At 68.0% G+C, this 20,145-nt stretch carries 10 protein-coding genes; 4 read left to right on the top strand and 6 right to left on the bottom strand.

Annotated elements, in window-relative coordinates; translation table 11 throughout:
- Nucleotides 1–192: 192 nt before the first annotated feature.
- From QO010_RS00710 to QO010_RS00685, 6 genes are all read right to left on the bottom strand, one after another.
- Nucleotides 193–1,743, bottom strand: a complete 1,551-nt coding sequence (locus QO010_RS00710) for an ABC transporter permease/substrate-binding protein (protein WP_307344672.1) — start codon at nt 1,741–1,743, stop codon at nt 193–195.
- Nucleotides 1,736–2,521, bottom strand: a complete 786-nt coding sequence (locus QO010_RS00705; protein ID WP_307344670.1) for an ATP-binding cassette domain-containing protein — start codon at nt 2,519–2,521, stop codon at nt 1,736–1,738. Before QO010_RS00705 ends, QO010_RS00710 begins: the two co-directional genes overlap by 8 nt.
- A gap of 99 nt (nt 2,522–2,620) precedes the next feature.
- On the bottom strand, nt 2,621–6,679 hold the full coding sequence (locus QO010_RS00700; protein WP_307344669.1) for a beta strand repeat-containing protein: 4,059 nt from the start codon (nt 6,677–6,679) through the stop codon (nt 2,621–2,623).
- 250 nt (nt 6,680–6,929) lie between these two features.
- Nucleotides 6,930–8,030 carry a TIGR03032 family protein gene (locus QO010_RS00695; protein ID WP_307344667.1) on the bottom strand — a complete coding sequence of 367 codons (1,101 nt, stop codon included), beginning with the start codon at nt 8,028–8,030 and terminating at the stop codon, nt 6,930–6,932.
- Nucleotides 8,031–8,042: 12 nt separating this feature from the next.
- Entirely contained in the window at nt 8,043–10,142 is a 2,100-nt protein-coding gene (locus QO010_RS00690; protein ID WP_307344665.1) for a PAS domain-containing hybrid sensor histidine kinase/response regulator, read from the bottom strand.
- 1 nt (nt 10,143) lies between these two features.
- Nucleotides 10,144–16,008, bottom strand: a complete 5,865-nt coding sequence (locus QO010_RS00685) for a HAMP domain-containing protein (RefSeq protein WP_307344663.1) — start codon at nt 16,006–16,008, stop codon at nt 10,144–10,146.
- Nucleotides 16,009–16,211: 203 nt separating this feature from the next.
- On the opposite strand from QO010_RS00685, the gene QO010_RS00680 reads away from it, so the two are divergent.
- From QO010_RS00680 to QO010_RS00665, 4 genes are read left to right on the top strand one after another with little or no spacing between them, the layout of a single operon-like run.
- Nucleotides 16,212–17,612: a putative porin gene (locus QO010_RS00680; RefSeq protein WP_307344661.1), complete on the top strand. Its 1,401-nt coding sequence runs from the start codon at nt 16,212–16,214 to the stop codon at nt 17,610–17,612.
- Nucleotides 17,613–17,622: 10 nt separating this feature from the next.
- Nucleotides 17,623–18,531, top strand: a complete 909-nt coding sequence (locus QO010_RS00675; RefSeq protein WP_307344659.1) for a metal ABC transporter substrate-binding protein — start codon at nt 17,623–17,625, stop codon at nt 18,529–18,531.
- Nucleotides 18,532–18,538: 7 nt separating this feature from the next.
- Nucleotides 18,539–19,336 carry a metal ABC transporter permease gene (locus tag QO010_RS00670; protein ID WP_307344657.1) on the top strand — a complete coding sequence of 266 codons (798 nt, stop codon included), beginning with the start codon at nt 18,539–18,541 and terminating at the stop codon, nt 19,334–19,336.
- A gap of 31 nt (nt 19,337–19,367) precedes the next feature.
- The gene (locus tag QO010_RS00665) at nt 19,368–20,123 is read left to right on the top strand and encodes a kinase (RefSeq protein ID WP_307344655.1); all 756 of its coding nucleotides are present in this window, start codon (nt 19,368–19,370) and stop codon (nt 20,121–20,123) included.
- Nucleotides 20,124–20,145: the final 22 nt, after the last annotated feature.

Below are 20,145 nucleotides of genomic sequence, written 5' to 3'. Positions count from 1 at the left end.
CCCCAGAAGCGTTTTCGACCGGAGCCATTTCGTCGGCTCTCGTTCGAAATTTCATTCTTGGCCGAGATGACCAACTTCTCAAGGGGTCTTCACTAACCTGTGGTTGATGATAGCGCGGGGACCAGTCTCGCTGACCATTCCGATCGCCTCGCTTAGCGGCTTCGTGGGATTCCGAGAGGCCGCTGGGGGTCGTTAGCGCTTGATGACCTTAGCCAAGGCCAAAGCCGCCTGCCGAGGCGTCTGTTTGTCCGCGTCCCGGTCGACGCTGTAGTTGGCCGTCTGCATGGCCTTCACCGGGATCGACCCCACCAGCCCCGCCAACGCCCGACGCAGGCGGGGATCGTTGGCCTTCTGCGGGGACAGCAGGATGACCGCGTCATAGGGCGGCAGGGCTCCTCTCGGGTCGGTGAGTATGACCAGGTCGTCGGCGGCGATGCGGCCGTCGGAGCTGAAGGCCGAGATGACGTCGGCGTCGCCGCTGCCGAGCGCCCGGTACATGAAGGTCGGCTGGTACTGTTTCTTGGCTTTGAAGTTCAAACCATAGGCGCCGACCAGGGCCGTCCATTCGGGGCGGGAGAAGAACTCCAGGTCGCCGCCCATGGTCAGCTCGCCCGCGTGCTGGGCCAGGTCGTCAAGGCTGTGGATGCCCAGCGCCTCGGCCCGGTCGCGGCGCATGGCCAGGGCATAGGCGTTCTCGAAGCCGAGCGTGCCTAGCACGATGACGCCGTCGCGGGTCTTCAGGTCGGTCCCCAGGCCGGCCAGGACCGCCATGCGGCCGGGATTGTCGGTGCGCTTGAGGATGTTGGCCCAGAGGGTGCCGCTGTAGTCGACATAGGCGTCGATCTCGCCGGTCCGAAGAGCGCTGTAGGCGAAGCTGGAGCCCAGGTCCTCCTTGGCCGTGACGACCGCGCCCTCCTTCTCGAGCCGGTATTTCATCAGCTCGGCCAGGATATACTGCTCGGAGAAGTTCTTGGCCCCGACCACATAGGCGGGCTTTGAACTGTGCAGGGCCAGGGGCGCGACGCCGGCGGCGATGCCGATCAGCAGGACGAGCCCGCCGGTCAGCCAGCGGCGGGGATCGCCCTTCCCCAGCCCGGTTTCGATGAGCCCGAGCAGGGCGTCGGCGATCAGGGCCAGGGCGGCGGAGGCGGCGCAGCCGAACAGGACATAGACCCAGTTCTCGGTCTGCAGCCCGGAGAAGATGTAATTTCCCAACGACGTCTGGCCGACGGGCGTGGCCAGGGTCGCCGAGCCGATGGTCCAGACGGCGGCGGTGCGGATGCCGGCCATGATCACCGGGGCGGCCAGGGGCAGCTCGATCTGGAACAGGCTCTGCAACGGGGTCATGCCCACCCCCTTGGCCGCCTCGCGGGCGGCGGGGTCGATCCCCTGCAGCCCGGCCACGGTGTTCCGCAGGATCGGCAGCATCGAATAGATGGTCAGGGCCAGCAGGGCGGGCAGGAAGCCCAGAGCGGGAATGGTCGTCCCGAACCAGGCCTTGGTCAGGCTGGAAAGCGCCAGCAGCAGCGGGAAGAACAGGGCCAGCAGGGCGAGGCTCGGAATGGTCTGGGCAAAGCTGGCGACGCCCAGCACCGGCCAGCGGACGGCCTGGAAGCGGCTGGCCAGCACCGCCAGCGGCAGGCTGATCAGGATGCCCAGACCGAGCGCGCTGGCGCTGAGCGCCATGTGCCAGCCCAGATAGTCGGGCAGCAGGGCGAAGGCGGCGGCGACGCGTTCATCCATGGATGAGCGCCTCTATGCGTTCGGCCTGGCGGCGCGGCGTCTGCATCATCGCCGCCACGTCCGGATCGGCATGGCCGGCCAGCAGGGCCCTGGGCGTGTCGTCGGCGACCACGGCCCCGGCCTTCATGACCACGATGCGGTCGGCCAGCAGGGCGGCCTCCATGACGTCGTGGGTGACCATGACGGTGGTGAGATTCAGGGTCTCATGCAGGCGGCGATAGTCTTCGCCCAGCGCCGCGCGGGTCACCGGGTCCAGCGCCCCGAACGGCTCGTCCATCAGCATGACCTTGGGCCGTGCGGCGAGCGCTCGGGCCACGCCTACCCGCTGGCGCTGGCCGCCGGAGAGGGCGTCGGGCTTGCGGGCGGCGAACTCGCGCGGCAGGGCGACCAGGTCCAGCAGTTCGGCGACCCGGGCGGCAATATCCGCCTCGCTCCAGCCCAGCAGGCGCGGGGTGATGGCGATGTTCCGGGCGACGGTCAGGTGCGGAAACAGCCCGATCTCCTGGAACACATAGCCGATGCCCCGCCGCAGCTCCGGCGGCTCGACCTCGGCCGTGGGCCGGCCCTCGACCCGCACCACGCCGGCGTCGGGGGCGATCAGGGCGTTGATGGTCTTCAGAAGCGTGGTCTTGCCCGCCCCCGAGCCGCCAACCAAAGCGACAAACTGGCCGTGCGGAACCTCCAGGGTCACCGCATCGATGGCGGCGGTCGCCCCATAGCGCTTGCTGACGCCGTCGAAGGCGATGGCCGGATAGGTGTGGGGCTCCAGCTTGGGCATGGGACAAGGGGAGCGGTGTTTGGGGCCGTTCGCAAGAGGGCATGAAAAAGCCCGCCCCGGCGGACCGGAGCGGGCTCAATCATTTCAGCCTAGGTCAGCCTACCACTGGAAGCGGAAGCCGACGTTGGCGGTGGTGTCGCGATAGTCGCTGTTCCACTTGTAGCCGACGTTGGCGAAGGCGCTCAGACCGCCGTCGCTGTAGACGCTCAGCTGGCCGCCGACGTCGCCGAAGGTGCCCGAGAAGCTGTCGGAGACAACGATGGGCAGGCCCGGGTTGTTCAGCGTGGTCTGGCTGTCGCCCTTGGTCTCATCCCACACGCGGCCGTAGATCGAGGGCTGCAGGCGGAAGGTCCCGTGGGTGATCAGCGTGCCGACCCGCACGCCGAGGCTGCCGCGCAGGCTGTCCACGTCGTCCAGGTTCACCGAGCCGCCCGGAACGGTCAGGTCGTCGAAGCTGGTCTTGACCATGGCGATGCTGGCCATGGGCTCGATGAAGAAGGCATCACCCAGGCCGAACCGGTAGCCGGTTTCGGCGCGCACGCCGGTCGACTTGGCGCTGCCGCTCGGTTTCACGGTCGGGCCGAGGCTCGGCATCGAGTAGGTCAGGTCCAGCATGTTGCTGTTGACCGAGGCGTCCACATACCAGGGACCGGCGACCAGCGAGGCGTAGGCGCCGTAGGTGGGGCCTTCCAGGCTGGCGACGGTGTTCGAGGCGTTGAAGTTCACGTCCGTGTCGACGAAGCCGATGTTGACCCCGACGACCCAGTTATGGTCGCCCGAGCCGCCGCCCAGCAGATCGACGCCGCCGATCAGCGAGGAAGTGTTCTGCTGGTAGCTGGTGTCGAAGGTGAAGGGCGTGCCCAGCGAGGTGTAGGTCTGGCTGGAGTCACGCTCGGCCGATTGACCCAGGATCTTCAGCCAGATGGCCGAGTGGGTGCCGTCCGAGAGGCCGCCGACGGTGTTGCGCAGGTCGGCCTGACGGTCGAACCAGGCGCCGGTGGTGGCATACCAGGCGTCGGTGGCCGCCGCGCCCAGCTGGACGAACTCGAAGGCTTCGTTATCGGGGGCGCTGACCAGGGCTTCCTTGGTCGTGCCGATCGGAACCAGCCGGTAGACGAAGAAGCCGGTGTCGATGCCGCCCACGCCGCCGCGGGTGACGTAGTTGGTCGAGGTCGGATCCAGGACCAGGGTCCCCGCGCCGATCGAACCGCCCGTGGCGTCCACCACCACGATGCCGGTGGTGTTGAGACCGCCCGGGCCGAGGTTGGTGTTGTTGACCTTGATCTTGGTCGAGCCGCTGACCACGCCGGCCGGCAGGCTGAGACAGTCGGCGACCGTGGCGGCCGCGCAGCTGGTCTGGGTGGCGATGCCCAGGTTGGCGTCCAGGAAGAGGGCGCTGTTGCCAGAGCCCACGAAGGCCGTGCCGCCGCCCGTGCCGCTGATCACGAAGCGGTCGTTGGTCTCGCCGTCCGAGGACGTGCCGTTGGTGCTGCCGAAGAGCAGCGTGCCGGAGTTGTTGAAGGTCTCCAGCCCGGTGATCGTCAGGGTCGAGGCGCCGGCGGCTTCACCGGTGGCCAGGCGGCCGGAGTTGTTGAACACGTCACGCGGCGCGATGGCGGTGTCGCCGTCGAAGTCGAGGGTCGAGGCGCCGAAGGTCGAGATCAGGCCGGCGTTGTTGATCGTGTCGTTGCCGACGCTCAGGGTGCTGAGGCCGCTGAAGTGCCAGGAGCCCGTGGCCGTCGTGCCCAGGGTGACCTTGTTGGTTCCGGTCAGGCCCGTGAAGACGACCCGTCCGTCGATCCGGCCGGAGTCGCTGATCGTGACGTTGCCGCCCACGCCATTGATGGCCAGATCGCCCGCCGCGCCAACGACCGTGGCGTTGGTGGAGCGCACCGTGCCGGCGTTGGTGATGGTGGTGGTCGAGCCGCTGAGAGTGGTGACGTTCAGGGTGGCGGCGACCGGGGTCCCGGCGCCGCGCACGATGGCGGCGGCCCCGATGTTGATCGCGCCCGAGCCGACGCCGTTCACCGTGGTGTTGATGGCGTTGGTGTTGGCGGTGATCGAGCCGTTGGCGGTGACCGTGACGCCGGTCTGGCCGACGGCGCGGATGCCGATCGAGCCGACGCCGGTGGCGCTGGTCAGGCCGCTGGTGGTGACCGAGACGGTGCTCAGGTCCGTGATGGCCTGAATGCCGTTGCTGGTCGCCCCGGTGGTGGACACCGCGCCGCTGGTGATGGCGATCGAGCCGTGAGCGCCGACCCGGATGGCGCCGCTGTTGGTCCCGTTGGTGGTGATGGCGGTGCTGTTGACGATGGTGTTGCCGGCGATGGCGCCGCCGCCGCCGACGAAGATGCCGTTGGCGGAAAGGCCGGTGGTGTTGATCGTGCCGGAGTTAATCGTCACCGCGCCGGTGGTGTAGGCGATGATGCCGTCGCCGCCACCCAGCAGGCCGCCGGGCTGGTTCACCTGGATGTTGCTGGTGGTGATGTTGATCGTCCCGCCGGCGGTGCCGAGGGCGTAGACGCCCCAGGCGTAGGTCCCGTTGGCGGTGATCAGGCCGGTTTCGTTGATGACGATCGGGCCGTTGCCGCTGGCCAGGATGCCGATGCCGTAGTTACCGCCGGTGGCGGTGATCGCCCCCGAGCCGGTGACGGTCATGCCGGTCGCGCCGTTGACCGACACGCCATAGCTGTTGGCGAGCGGAGCGGTGTTGTTGCTGACGACCGCGGTGGTCCCCAGGGCGACGGTGGCTGTTCCGGTGGCCGAGGTCGCGTCGATGCCGTCGCCGGCATTGCCGCGGACCGTGCCGCCCGCGCCGGTGACCAGCACGTTGCCGCCCGCCGAGGCGGCGACGATGCCGGTCTGGCCTGCGGTGATCGAGCCCGTGGTGATGGCTACCCCGGTCTGGCCGTTGGCCGCGATGCCGATGCTGCCGGCGCCGGCGGCGCTGATGCTGGTCGAGCGGATGACCACGTTGGCCAGATCGCTGTCAGCCTCGATGCCGTTGCTGGTGGCGCCGGCGGTGACGATCGAGCCGCTGGTGATGTCGATCACGCCGTGAGCGCCGACGTCGATGCCGTCGCTGTTGGCCCCGATGGTGGTGATCGCGGTGCTGGTGACGGTGGTGTTGCCGGCGATGCCGAACGCGCCGCCTACGATGATGCCGTCCGCATAAGGACCAGTGGTGTTGGTCGTGCCCGCGTTAATGGTGACCGCGCCGGTGGTGTAGGCCGAGATGCCGTCGCCGCCGCCCAGCGCGCCGCCCGGCTGGTTCACCGAGACCTGGTTGGTGGTGATGTTGATCGTCCCGCCGGCCGTGCCCAGCGCGTAAACGCCCCAGGCGTAGGTCCCGTTGGCGATGATCGAGCCGGTCTGGTTGATCGTGATCGGGCCGTCCCCGGTGGCGATGATGCCGATGCCGTAGTTGTTGCCGGTGGCCAGGATGGTCCCCGAACCGGTGACCGTCATGCCGGTCCCGCCCGACACCGAGACGCCATAGGCGTTGGCGCCCAGGGCGGTGTTGGAGGCGGTGACATTGGCCGCGCCCAGGTTGGCCGTGGCCGAACCGCCGACGCCGGTGGAGAGCGTAACGCCGTTGCCGGCCTGGCCGGTCACCTGGCCGTTGCTCATGGTCAGGCTGACATTGCCCGCGCCGCCGCTGGTCAGAACGATGCCGCTGGTCGAGCCGGTGACGACGACGGGAGTGTCGCCCGCGTCCACGTCGCTCAGATCGACGGTGATGTTGCTGCCCGGGCTGGTCATCAGCACGCCCGCGCCGGCCAGGTTGATGATCGAGGGATCACCGGTGGCGGCCGTGGTCAGCTGGCGGTTCAGCACCAGGTTGTTGCCCAGCGCGCCGGTCACTTGAATACCGCCGGTGGTGGTGCGGACCGCGCCGCCGGCGCCGTCGTCCAGGGTCAGGGTCAGGTCGCCGTTGGTCAGCGGATAGATGACGCCGGTCGGATAGACCACGCCCGGACAGATGAAGACGTCGGCCGCGCCGGCGTTGGTCGAGGGATCGCCGCACTCGTTGGCGGCGAAGGCCGCGCCGGGAGCCAGAGCCACGAAGCCTGCGCCCAGCAGGGCGACGCCCGCGGAAACCAGCGACGAAGAGGCCAGCAGAACGGCGCGCGCGCGCCGCTGAGTCGTAGATGTCATGAATCAGCCCTTAAATTGACGCTCAGCGCCACGGTGGCCGACTTTAGGACACGGCGGCGCCCCATTAGTCAATTGGGGGCTGAGCAAGAATATTTTTTAAGTCGATATGGAACCAATTTTCTTTTCACGGTGTGAGAAATATACCGTGTCTGGTAGTCGACATTTAAATCAAAACTTCGAATTCCTTGGAATTGAACCCAATTTGGGTATTTAAGTCGAATGAAATCTTAGAGAGAAGATATAGCAACCTTCACGGACCGGTTGAGGGGACGGCCAACGGACCAAACTCCGGGTCGAAGGTGACCATGGTTTGCAGGTCCGGCGAGTCGACGCCCACCGCCATCGGGCAGATCACGTCGGGGACGACGGCGATGTCGAACAGTTCGGTGATGGCCCCTTCCAGCCGGATCCATTCGACCGTGTCGCCGGTGACGGTGTCGACGATGCAGACCCCGCACCAGGGGTCGCTGTCCTTGGCCGCCAGGGCGTCGGCCAGGGCCAGGCCCGTGAAGGTGGCCTCATGGCGCGGCAGCGAGACGGTGACCAGGGCGAAGCGGCCGTGGAAGCTCAGGCCCCGCAGGAAGCCTGGGCAGAAGGCGACAACCTCCGAGGCGCCGGTCTGGCGGTCGACCCGGATCAGATTGCCCCGGCCCGAATCGAGCGCCCACAGCGCCCCGTCATGGATGCGCGGGCTGTGCGGCATGGAGAGCTGGTCGGTCAGGATGGTGTCGTTCTGCACGTCGACGATCACCCCGCCCTCGTGGCGGCGGGTTCGCCAGCCGGTGAGCACGTCACTGCGCGAGACGGCGGTGACATAGCGCGGGACGCCGTCCTCCATGGCCATGCCATTGAGGTGGCAACGGTCCTCGGCGGCTAGGCGCGAGATGAAGGGCGGCTTCCAGATCGGCTGGAAGCCCTGGACCGGACTGACCGTGGCCAGGCAGCTGAACTTGGTGTTGACGAAGATCAGCCGGCCGCTGCGGTCGACGGCCACCTCGTGGATATCGATATCGCCGGTGGTCTGGGCATTGCGCGGCACATAGAGGGCGTCGTGGTGCTGGTTGGCCAACTGGCCGGGGCCCAGCACGTTCTCCAGGCGCCAGATCTGGCAGATCGCCCCGACATAGAGGCGGTTGGGGCGCACATGTAGGCCCATGGCCCGCTGGAAGTTCTGCTGGTGGAACGAGACCACCCCGCCGGGCGCCAGGCCCACCAGGAACAGCTGACCCGACTGGTAGCAGGTGAAGGCGATGCTGCAGCGGTTGGCGCCCAGCCAGCCGGCAAGACCTCGCGAGACCGAAAGGTTGGTCGCCGGCGGGGCGGCCGGTTGGGGCAGGGTCACATCAGTCATCAGGTCACCAAATCAGCCGGCGGCGACCTGGCGGTCAGCGGAACGGCGTCGGGCGCGGCGCGGCCGCGGGGGTGGGGCGTCTTCGGATAGCAGGCGCCGCAGCGCCTGGGCGAGATCGGCCCGCTTGTAGGGCTTGTCGATCAACGGCACGTCCGCCGTCAAGGGCGCGGCGCTGCCGACGTAACCCGAAGTGAGCAGCACCCGCAGGTCCGGCCTGAGCACCCGGGCCTTGCGGGCCAGGCTGACGCCGCTGACCCCGCCGGGCATGACGACGTCGGAGAACAGCAGGTCGATGGCGGGATTCTGCTTGAGCGCGGCCAGGGCCTGGGCCGCATTGGCCGCCGTGACGATGCGATAGCCCAGGTCGCCCAGCATCTCGACGGTCATGGCCAGGACGGCGGGATCGTCGTCGACCACCAGCAGGGTCTCAGGCCCCCCGACCACCGGCGCCTCGCCGCCCTCGATGGCCTCCGGGAAGCCGGCCGCCGGCGCCTCGGCGGCCGGCAAGGTCAGGCGAATCGAGGCCCCGTGGCCAGGGCGGCTGTCGATGCTCACCGTCCCGTTCGACTGGCGCACGAAACCATAGACCTGGCTGAGACCCAGGCCGCTGCCGGCGCCGACCTCCTTGGTGGTGAAGAAGGGCTCGAACACCCGCGCCCGCACCTCTTCCGACATGCCAAGGCCGGTGTCGGAAACGGTCAGGCAGACCAGCATCGTCCCGTCCGGCGCGGTCTCGGCGGCAGTGGCGACCGTCAGGGTTCCGCCCTCGGGCATGGCGTCGCGGGCGTTGACGGCCAGGTTTAAGAGGGCGCTCTCCAGCTGGGTCGGGTCGACATGCAGGTGCAGCGGGATGGTCGAGGCCTGATGGCGCAGCACCACCGCCTCGCCCACCGCCTGGCGCAGCAGCGGCAGGAAGCCCGCGATCAGGGCGTCGACCTCGAGGGTGACGGGGTTGAGCTGCTGGCGGCGCGAGAAGGCCAGCAACTGGCGGGTCAGGTCGCGGCCGCGCGAGGCGGCCTGGCGGATGGCGTCGATGCGCCGGGTCATGCGGCCGTCGTCGTCTCCCCGCCGCTCCAGGAAGTCGATATTGCCCAGCACCACGGTCAGCAGGTTGTTGAAATCGTGGGCGACCCCGCCGGTCAGCTGGCCGACCGCTTCCATCTTGCGGGCCTGGGTCAGCTGTTCCTCCAGGGAGCGGCGCTCGGTGGCGTCCAGGATGGCCCCGAAGATCTCGAATTCCCCGTCCTCGCCGGCCGCCAGCACCCCCTGGTCGAGCAGGTAGCGGTACTGATCGTCCGCGCAGCGCCAGCGGTACTCGCAGGCATAGCTGCCGCTCGTGGCGGCCTGGGTCAGGGCGGCGACCACTCGCTCCAAGTCTTCGGGGTGGACGCGCGAGAGGCCGAATTCTGGCTCGCTGGTGAAGCGGGACGGCGCAAAGCCGGTAATCCCCTCGACCCCGTCGCTGACGAACAAGGCGGGGAAAGGATGCTCAACGCCGCGCGAATGGAAGACCATGGGCAGGGCGCGCAGAATCCATTCTTGGCGGGCTCTGGAGCTTTCCAGGGCGGCGAGCGCGCTCTGTTTCTCGGCCTGGGCCTTGGCGTTCTCGGCCAGCAGCCAGTCGCGATAGGCCAGCTGGCGTTTCAGCTCGTCGTTCTTCTGGTGCAGTTCGACCAGGACCGAGACCTTGGAGCGCAGGATGAAGGGGTCGACCGGCTTGAACACCACGTCCACCGCCCCGGCGCTGTAGGCCTGGAAGACATGGGCCTCGTCGCGGAAGATGGCGGTCAGGAAGACGATGGGGGTGGAGAGACTGCGCTTGCGCTGGCGGATCAGGGCGGCGGTCTCGTAACCGTCCATGCCGGGCATATGGAGGTCGAGCAGGATGACGGCGAAATCGTCGTCCAGCAGGGCCCGCAGCGCCTCCTCGCCCGAACGGGCCACGACCAGTTCGTAGCCCAGGTCTTCCAGCGCCTGGACGGCGGCGAAGGCGTTGCGCTCGTCATCGTCGACGATCAGCACGCGCGGCCGGCCCAGCCCCGTCTCGCCCTGCGGGGAGGCGCGGGGCTCGCCGGGGCCGGCGTGCAGGTCTCGTCGGATGGCGGCGTTCACCTCAGCCGGCCTGCGGGATCAGGGAGACGACCGCGTCGCTGGCCAGCCGCATGGCCGCGGTCCGCTGGATGGAGACCCGCAGCACCGAGATCAGGTGCTCGATATTGACCGGCTTGGAGACATAGTCGGTGGCGCCGGCCTGGATGCATTTCTGCCGGTCGCCCTTCATGGCCTTGGCGGTGACCGCCACGATGGGGATGTCGGCGAACTGCGGCCGCGAACGGATCTCGCGCATGGTCTCGTAGCCATCCATGTCGGGCATCATGATATCGACCAGCACGCAGTCCATGTCGCGGTGCTCGTCCAGCAGGTCGAGGCCCGCCCGGCCGCTCTCGGCGTAGCAGAGCTCGATGCCGTACTCCTCCAGCACACTGGCCAGGGAGAAGATGTTGCGGATGTCGTCGTCGATGACCAGCATCTTGCGGCCGGCCAGGACGGCATCGTCGTGGCGCCCCTTGGCCAGGGTGGCGCGCACCCCGTCGGGCAGGCGGTCCATCTTCTCGTGCAGCAACAGGCTGGCCTGGTCGACCAGCTGCTCGGGCGTGCGGGCCAGGCGCACATGGCCGCCGAACACCGCCAGCCGCAGGCGCCGGTCGTCGTCCTCGTCCAGCTCGGTGGGCGCGTAGACGACCACCGGACCCAGGCCGGGGCCCGCCTGCTTGAGCTGCTCGATGATCTGCACCGGCGGGGCGAGACTGGCCTCGACCACGACGCCATCGGGCCGTTCGTCGGCCGGCAGGTTCAGCACCGCCGGCAGGCTGGCCGCGACCGCGACATTGGGGAAGGCCTGGCGCAGGACGTCGGCCGCCTCCCCTTCCCCGCCGACCAGGGTGATGCGGCGCTCGACCCTGGCCACGAAGGACTTCACACCTTCAAGGGCCGAGACCACGACGTCGCGGTCGACCGGCTTGTGGGTGTAGGCGAAGGCGCCGATCGACAGGCCCAGGCCCCGCTGGTCGTCGGCCGAGATCAGGTGGACCGGGATGTGGCGGGTCTCGCTGGTGCGCTTGAGCATGTCGAGCAGGGCCAGGCCGTCGATGTCGGGCAGGCCGATGTCCAGCATGATGGCGTCCGGCCCGAACCGCCGGGCCAGGGCCAGGGCCTGACCGCCCTCGCCGGTGACCACGCCACGGAAGCCGGACTCCCGCACCAGGGCCAGCAGGATGGAGGCGAAACGCTGGTCGTCCTCGACGATCAGCACGACCGAGTCGCCGGTCTCGACCAGATCGCGGTCGTCGGCCAGCGGCTCGACGGCCTCGTCGAAGGTCAGGGTGGGGGCGATCGCCCGGGCCGAGGTCATCAGCCGGCCCGTCGAGGGCGTCTGGGCGGCGGGGCTGAAGTTGAGCGGCAGGTAGAGGGTGAAGGTGCTGCCTTCGCCGGGGACGCTATGGACCCGCAGTTCGCCGCCGAGCAGACGGGTGATTTCCCGGCTGATGGAGAGGCCCAGGCCCGTGCCGCCGTATTTGCGGCTGGTGGTGCCGTCGGCCTGTTGGAAGGCCTCGAAGATCAGCCGCTGCTTGTCCTCGGGAATGCCGATGCCGCTGTCGGTGACCGAGAAGGCCAGAACCTGGCCGGCGCGGTTGAGGTGATCGTTGGCCGGGCTCCAGCCTTCCGAGACCTTGGCGACCTTGAGGGTGACGGCGCCCTTCTCGGTGAACTTGAAGGCGTTGGAGAGCAGGTTCTTGATGATCTGCTGCAGCCGCTTGTCGTCGGTGTACATCGAGCGTGGCAGCGAGGCGTCCAGGTCGACCACGAAGTCGAGTTTCTTGTCCTGGGCGATCTGGGCGAAGGTGCGGTCGACCTGCTCGCGCAGGCCGTCGAAGGCCATCTCGCTGATGTCCAGGGTGACGGTGCCGCTCTCGATCTTCGACAGGTCCAGGATGTCGTTGATCAGACCCAGCAGGTCGGCGCCGGCGTCGTGGATATTCTTGGCGAACTCCACCTGCTTGGCGCTGAGGTTGCCCTGCGTGTTGTCGCTGAGCAGCTTGGAGAGGATCAGCAGCGAGTTCAGCGGCGTGCGCAGCTCGTGGCTCATATTGGCCAGGAACTCGGACTTGTATTTCGAAGTCAGGGCCAGCTGTTCGGCCTTTTCCTCGAGCGCCAGCTTGGCCTGCTCGACCTCGTGGTTCTTGGCCTCCACCTGCTGGTTCTGGGCCGACAGCAGCTGGGCCTTGTCCTCGAGCTCGGCATTGGTCTGCTGCAGCTCCTCCTGCTTGGTGCGCAGCAGCTCCTCCGACTGCCGCAGCGAGGTGGCCTGCAATTCGAGGCGGTCGTTGGTCTTCTTCAGCTCCTCCTGCTGGGTCTGCAGCTCGGAAGTCAGAAGTTGCGACTGCTTCAGCAGCCCTTCCGTCCGCATGTTGGCGGCGATGGTCGAAAGCACGATGCCGATGGATTCCATCAGCTGGTCGAGGAAGCTCTGGTGGGTCTCCGAGAACTCGCCGAACGTGGCCAGTTCGATCACCGCCTTCACCTCGCCTTCGAACAGGGCCGGCAGCACGATGATGTTGGCCGGCACCGCCTCGCCCAGGCCCGAGCTGATCTGCACATAGTCCTTGGGCACGTTGGTCAGCAGGATGCGCGACTTCTCGTGCGCACACTGGCCGATCAGCCCCTCGCGCAGCTTGAACTGGCTGGCCAGGTGCTTGCGGTTGTTGAAGGCGTAGCTGGCGGCCAGGTCCATGACCATCTGGCCTTCGTCATCGCGGCTGGAGACGTAGAAGACCGCGTGCTGGGCGTTGATCAGCGGGGCCAGCTCCGACAGCACCAGGTTCGACACGGTGGAAAGGTCGCGCTCGCCCTGCAGCATGCGGGTGAAGCGGGCCAGGTTGGTCTTCAGCCAGTCCTGCTCGGTATTCTTCAACGTCTGATCCTTCAGATTGCGGATCATCTCGTTGATGTTGTTCTTCAATTCCTCCACCTCGCCCGAGGTCTCGACGGTGATCGAGCGGGTCAGGTCGCCCTTGGTCACGGCCGTGGACACCTCGGCGATGGCGCGGACCTGGGTGGTCAGGTTGGCGGCCAGTTCGTTGACGTTGTCGGTCAGGTCGCGCCAGAGGCCCGCGGCGCCGGGCACCCGCGCCTGGCCGCCCAGCTTGCCCTCGATGCCCACCTCGCGGGCGACGTTGGTCACCTGGTCGGCGAAGGTGGCCAGGGTCTCGATCATGCCGTTGATGGTGTCGGCGAGGCTGGCGATCTCGCCCTTGGCGTCCAGGGTCAGGGTGCGCTTCAGGTCGCCCTGGGCCACCGCGGTCACCACGTCGGCGATGCCACGCACCTGGCCGGTCAGGTTGGCGGCCATGAAGTTGACGTTGTCGGTCAGGTCCTTCCAGGTCCCGCCGACGCCCGGCACCTGGGCCTGGCCGCCCAGCTTGCCTTCGGTGCCGACTTCCTTGGCCACGCGGGTAACTTCCGAGGCGAAGGCGTTGAGCTGGTCCACCATGGTGTTGATGGTGTTCTTCAGCTCCAGGATCTCGCCCTTCACGTCGACGGTGATCTTCTTGGAGAGGTCGCCCCGCGCCACGGCGGTGGTCACGTCGGCGATGTTCCGCACCTGGCCGGTCAGGTTGGCGGCCATCATGTTCACATTGTCGGTCAGGTCCTTCCAGGTCCCGGCCACGCCCCGCACCTGCGCCTGGCCGCCCAGCTTGCCCTCGGTGCCGACCTCGCGGGCCACGCGGGTCACTTCCGAGGAGAAGGAGTTCAGCTGGTCCACCATGGTGTTGATGGTGTTCTTCAGCTCCAGAATCTCGCCCTTCACGTCCACGGTGATCTTCTTGGAGAGATCGCCCATGGCCACGGCGGTAGTCACCTCGGCGATGTTGCGCACCTGACCGGTCAGGTTGGCGGCCATGAAGTTGACGTTGTCGGTCAGGTCCTTCCAGGTCCCGCCCACGCCCGGCACCTGGGCCTGGCCGCCCAGCTTGCCCTCGGTGCCGACCTCCTTGGCCACGCGGGTGACTTCCGAGGCGAAGGCGTTCAGCTGGTCCACCATGACGTTGATGGTGTTCTTCAGCTCCAGGATTTCGCCGCGCACATCGACGGTGATCTTCTTGGAGAGGTCGCCCCGGGCCACGGCGGTGGTCACCTCGGCGATGTTACGCACCTGGCCGGTCAGGTTGTCGGCCATGAAGTTCACATTGTCGGTGAGGTCCTTCCAGGTCCCGGCCACGCCCTTCACCTGGGCCTGACCGCCCAGCTTGCCCTCGGTGCCCACTTCACGGGCCACACGCGTCACTTCGGACGAGAACGAATTCAGCTGGTCCACCATGACGTTGATGGTGTTCTTCAGCTCCAGGATCTCGCCGCGCACGTCCACGGTGATCTTCTTGGAGAGATCGCCCATGGCCACGGCCGTGGTCACCTCGGCGATGTTCCGGACCTGGCCGGTCAGGTTGGCGGCCATCAGGTTGACGTTGTCGGTGAGGTCCTTCCAGGCGCCGGTCACCCCACGCACGTTGGCCTGGCCGCCCAGCTTGCCTTCGGTGCCGACTTCGCGGGCCACCCGGGTCACTTCCGAGGAGAAGGCGTTCAGCTGGTCCACCATGGTGTTGATGGTGGTCTTCAGTTCCGACACCTCGCCCTTCACGTCCACGGTGATCTTCTTGGAGAGGTCGCCGTTGGCCACGGCGGTGGTGACTTCGGCGATGTTGCGCACCTGACCGGTCAGGTTGGCGGCCATGAAGTTCACGTTGTCGGTCAGGTCCTTCCAGGTCCCGCCGACGCCCTCCACCCGGGCCTGACCGCCCAGCTTGCCTTCGGTGCCGACTTCCCGCGCCACCCGCGTCACTTCCGAGGCGAAGGCGTTCAGCTGGTCCACCATGACGTTGATGGTGTTCTTCAGCTCCAGGATTTCGCCGCGCACATCGACGGTGATCTTCTTGGAAAGGTCGCCCCGGGCCACGGCGGTGGTCACCTCGGCGATGTTACGCACCTGGCCGGTCAGGTTGTCGGCCATCAGGTTGACGTTGTCGGTCAGGTCCTTCCAGGTGCCGGCCACGCCCCGCACATTGGCCTGGCCGCCCAGCTTGCCTTCCGTGCCCACTTCACGGGCCACGCGGGTCACTTCCGAGGCGAATGAATTGAGCTGGTCCACCATGGTGTTGATGGTGTTCTTCAGCTCCAGCACCTCGCCCTTCACGTCGACGGTGATCTTGCGCGACAGGTCGCCGTTGGCCACGGCCGTGGTCACCTCGGCGATGTTCCGCACCTGACCGGTCAGGTTGGCGGCCATCAGGTTGACGTTGTCGGTGAGGTCCTTCCAGGTGCCGGCCACGCCCTTGACCTGGGCCTGACCGCCCAGCTTGCCCTCGGTGCCGACCTCGCGGGCCACGCGGGTCACTTCCGACGAGAAGCTGCCCAGCTGGCCCACCATGGTGTTCACCACCTTGCCGGTGCGCAGGAACTCGCCGCGCAGGGGCCGCTCCTCGTTCTCCAGGTCCATGGTCTGGCCAAGGTCGCCCTTGGCCACGGCGCCGATCACCCGGGCCATTTCGGCGGTCGGGTGGACCATGTCGGCGATCAGGGTGTTGACGGCCTCGACGCTGGCCGCCCAGGAGCCGGTGGCGGCGGGCAGGCGGGCGCGGTGGTTGATCTTGCCCTGCTTGCCGACCACGTCGCCCAGCCGCTCGAATTCCTTGGTCATGTGGTCGTTGAGGGCGACCACGTCGTTGAAGGCCTCGGCGATCTCGCCATCGTCGCCCGCCAGATTGCGCGGCAGTCGCACCGAGAAGTCGCCGCGCCGGAAGGCTCTGAGCGCCGCCAGCAGCTCCCGCGTTTCCAGATGATGGCCGGCGCCGTTGGCGTGATGACCGTTGGCGCGCGCGGCGCGGGCGGACTTGCCGTTGGAAGCGGTGATGGTGGCAGGCATGTTTCCCCCGGGAGCGTTGTGACGTTCCAGCCGGGTGCGCGGACTGAACCCGGCGAGCAGGTTGCAGCCCACCCAAATCGGGTAACCCGTTCGGCGAAATCTGGTTCCCAAATGGAACCCAAGAAATTTGACAAGGCCGCTTGATCTTCAGAAACGGTATACTGTAACAGTTACTTTATATCGTTGAGCCTGTGCGAGGGATCATGAAGCGCGCCGTCAGTCGTCTGGGCCTCTGCGCCGCCGTGGCCGCGATCAGCCTCACCGCCCTGCCCGCCCAGGCGGCCGAACCGGCGCCGGATCTGGCGACCCTGCAGCAGGAAATCGCCCAGATGCGGGCTGACTACGAGGCCCGGATCAGCGCCCTGGAGGCCAAGCTGGCCCAGGCCCAGGCCGCGGCGCCAGCAGCAGTCCCCACCGACACCGCCGATGCTTCGGCCGACGCCACCCCGCCCGCCGGCTCGGAAGATCAGTCGCCGCCGGTCGACGAGGCCAGCGCCGAGCCCGTCGCCGCGCCGACCGCCAACGGCAACGCCCAGAACCCGGGCGTCTCGGTGGTCCTTAACGGCAACTATTTCGCCGACTCCCGCGACCCCGCTGCGTCGCGCATCGCCGGCTTCCCGCTGGGCGACGAGGCCGGCCCGCCGGTGCGCGGCTTCTCGCTGGCGGAGTCGGAAATCACCCTGGCCGCCAACGTCGACCCCTACATGTCGGCCAACCTGACGGTCAGCTTCGATGGCCAGGGCGCGGCCGATGTCGAGGAGGCCTACATCCAGTCGACCGCCCTCCCCGGCGGTTTCACCCTCAAGGGCGGGCGGTTCTTCTCCGGCATCGGCTATCTGAACGAGCGCCACGCCCACAACTGGTCATTCATCGACATGCCCCTGCCCTACCGCGCCCTGTTGGGCGGTCAGCTGGGCGATGACGGGGTGCAGATCCGCTGGCTGGCCCCGGTCGGCATGTTCCTGGAGTTCGGCGCTGAAGCCTATCGCGGCGACAGCTTCCCGGCCGGCGGCGCGGCCAGCCGCGGGGCGGGGACCCAGACCGTCTTCGTCCACACCGGCGGCGATTTCAACGACAGCTGGAGCTGGCTGGGCGCGCTGTCCTATGTCCGGGCCAAATCGGACGGACGCGAGACCTTCGATCCCATCAACGGGCTGGACAGCTTCACCGGCGACACCAAGCTGGGCATCGTTTCCGGTGTCCTCAAATGGGCGCCCGGCGGCAATGTCGTGCAGCGCAACCTGGTGCTCAGCGGCGAGTATTTCTTCGGCAATGAGAAGGGCCAGTTCAACGGCCTGAACGCCGATCTCGACCGCAGCGGCTGGTATGCCCAGGCCGTCTACCAGTTCCGCCCGCGCTGGAGCGCCGGCCTGCGCTATTCGCGGATGAGCGCCGGCGATGTCCCGTTCGCGCTGGCCGGCTCGACCCTGGATGACCTGGGCCACAATGCCTGGAACGCCAGCGCCCTCGTCGAATACGACTCCAGCGAGTTCGGCCGCTTCCGCCTGGAATACACCCGCGACGAGGGCGACCTGAACGCCGGCGACCAGCTCTGGCTGCAGTACACCGTCGTCTACGGCCCCCACGGCGCCCACCGTTACTAAGGATCCCCCCATGCGTAAGCCTCTGAAAATACTGGGCCTGGCCCTGCTGATGGCCATCGGGGTCTCCAGCCCCAGCTGGGCGATCAGCGTCTTTGCCTGCGAGCCGGAATGGGCCGCCCTGTCGGTCGAGATCGGCGGGCCGAAGGTCACCACCTACACCGCCACCACCGCCCTGCAGGACCCCCACCAGATCCAGGCCCGCCCCAGCCTGATCGCCAAGGCCCGGGCCGCCGACATCACCGTCTGCACCGGCGCGGAACTGGAGATCGGCTGGCTGCCGCAGATCCTGGCCCAGGCGGCCAACAAGAAGATCGCCCCCGGCTCCCCCGGCAGTTTCGAGGCGACGCGCTATGTCGTCCTGCTGGAAAAGCCCACCAGCCTGGACCGGGCCGGCGGCGACATCCACGCGGCCGGCAACCCGCACATCCAGAGCGATCCGCGCGTCATGCTGCCGGTCGGCAAGGCCCTGGCCGCCCGCTTCGCCCAGATCGACCCGGCCAACGCGGCCCTCTACCAGCAGCGCTACGCCGCCTTCGCCGTCAAATGGCAAGCGGCGCTCAACCGCTGGCAGGCCCGGGCCGCCCCGCTGCGCGGCCAGCCCATCGCCGTGCAGCACAAGACCTGGGTCTATCTGGAGAACTGGCTGGGCCTGCGCCGGGTCGTGGCGCTCGAACCCAAGCCGGGCGTGCCGGCCTCCAGCGGCTATCTGGCCCAGGTGCTGGGCATCCTGCAGAAGACGCCGGTCAAGATGATCATTCGCTCGGCCTATGAGGACGACCGCTCCTCGAGCTTCATCGCCCAGCGGACCGGCAAGCCCGCCGTGGTCCTGCCCTACACCATCGGCGGCACGCCGGGCGCCAAGGACCTCTATTCGCTTTACGACGACACCATCACCCGCCTGCTGGCGGCGCTGAAGTAAGAGACCCATGACCGACAACGCCATCGAGCTTTCCATCCTGCTGCCGGCCTTCCTGGCCGGGCTGCTGGTGCTGGCCACCCACGTCCCCATGGGCCAGCAGGTGCTGAGCCGGGGCATCGTCTTCATCGACCTGGCCATCGCCCAGGTGGCGGGGCTGGGGGTGACCATCGCCTCCAGCTTCGGGGCCGAGCCGCAGGGCTGGCACGTGCAGGTCGCCGCCTGCGTCGCCGCCCTGGTCGGCGCCCTGGCCCTGACCTGGACCGAGAAGGCCTGGCCGGCCGTGCAGGAGGCCCTGATCGGGGTGCTGTTCGTGCTGGCCGCCTGCGTGGAGCTGCTGCTGCTGGCCAACAACCCGCATGGCGGCGAGCATCTGAAGGACCTGCTGGTCGGCCAGATCCTCTGGGTCCAGGTCTCCACCCTGATCCCCATCGCCATCTTCTACGCCGTCGCCCTGGCGGTCTGGTTCCTGGCTCGCCAGAAGCTGGGCCAGATCGGCTTCTATGTGCTGTTCGCCCTGGTGGTCACCCAGTCGGTGCAGCTGGTCGGGGTCTACCTGGTGTTCGCCAGCCTGATCGTCCCGGCCCTGGCCTCGCGACGGTTCGCCGGGAAGCTGAGGCTGTGGGTCGGCTATGGCGTGGGCGTGGTCGGCTATGTGGCCGGCCTGCTGGTCTCCTCGCTGTTCGACCTCCCCACCGGCGCGGCCATCGTCGTCACCCTGGTGGCGGCGTTCGTATTGGCGGTGATCGGCTCGCTGGTGGTACCGTCCGGATGGCGGGCCGAAGCGGAAGCGGCGCCGGCGCACTAGACGCCAAGCGGGGGAGAGCGGAAGAAGCGGCATGGACCTGCCGCTTCTCGACCCCGTCCTGGAAGCCATCGCCACCCTGCCTTGGCGCGGCCGTCCACCGCTCGTCGGCATCGCTGGCGCGCAGGGATCGGGCAAGACCACCCTGGCCCGGGCCGTAAGCGAGCGGCTCGGCGGCGTGCAGTTCTCGCTGGATGACGTCTATCTGACCAAGACCGAGCGGGCCGATCTCGCCGCGCACGTCCACCCGCTGCTGGCCGTGCGCGGGCCACCGGGGACGCATGACCTGGCCCTGCTCCAATCCACGGTCACCAGCCTGAACCAGGGTGGCCGCACCGCCCTCCCCGCCTTCGACAAGCTGGCCGATGACCGGACCCCCGGTCCGATGTTCGAGATTCGGCCCGGCGTCATCGTCATCGACGGCTGGTGCCTGGGCGCGACGGCGCAGGATGCGACAGCCCTCGCGGCGCCCATCAACGATCTGGAGCGCGATAACGATGGCGACGGCCGCTGGCGGACCTGGATCAACGACCGGCTGGCCACCGGTTATGCGGCGCTGTTCGACAGCTTCGATCTGATCGTCCACCTCGCCGCGCCGGGCTTCGAGACCGTGCTCGACTGGCGCTGTGAGCAGGAGGAGGGCCTGCTGGGCGGGCCACTGCCGCCCGGCCGGCGGGCCGAGCTTGCCCGCTTCATCCAACATTTCGAGCGCATCACCCGCCACATGCTGGCCGGCGGCTGCCGGGCGGACCTGACCTTCCACCTCGACGAGGCCCGCCGCCCGATATGAAAAGGGCGGCCCGAGGACCGCC

It is taken from the genome of Caulobacter ginsengisoli (assembly GCF_030814835.1).
Lineage (GTDB): Bacteria > Pseudomonadota > Alphaproteobacteria > Caulobacterales > Caulobacteraceae > Caulobacter > Caulobacter ginsengisoli.
This window is presented reverse-complemented; position numbering and strand designations above follow the sequence as displayed.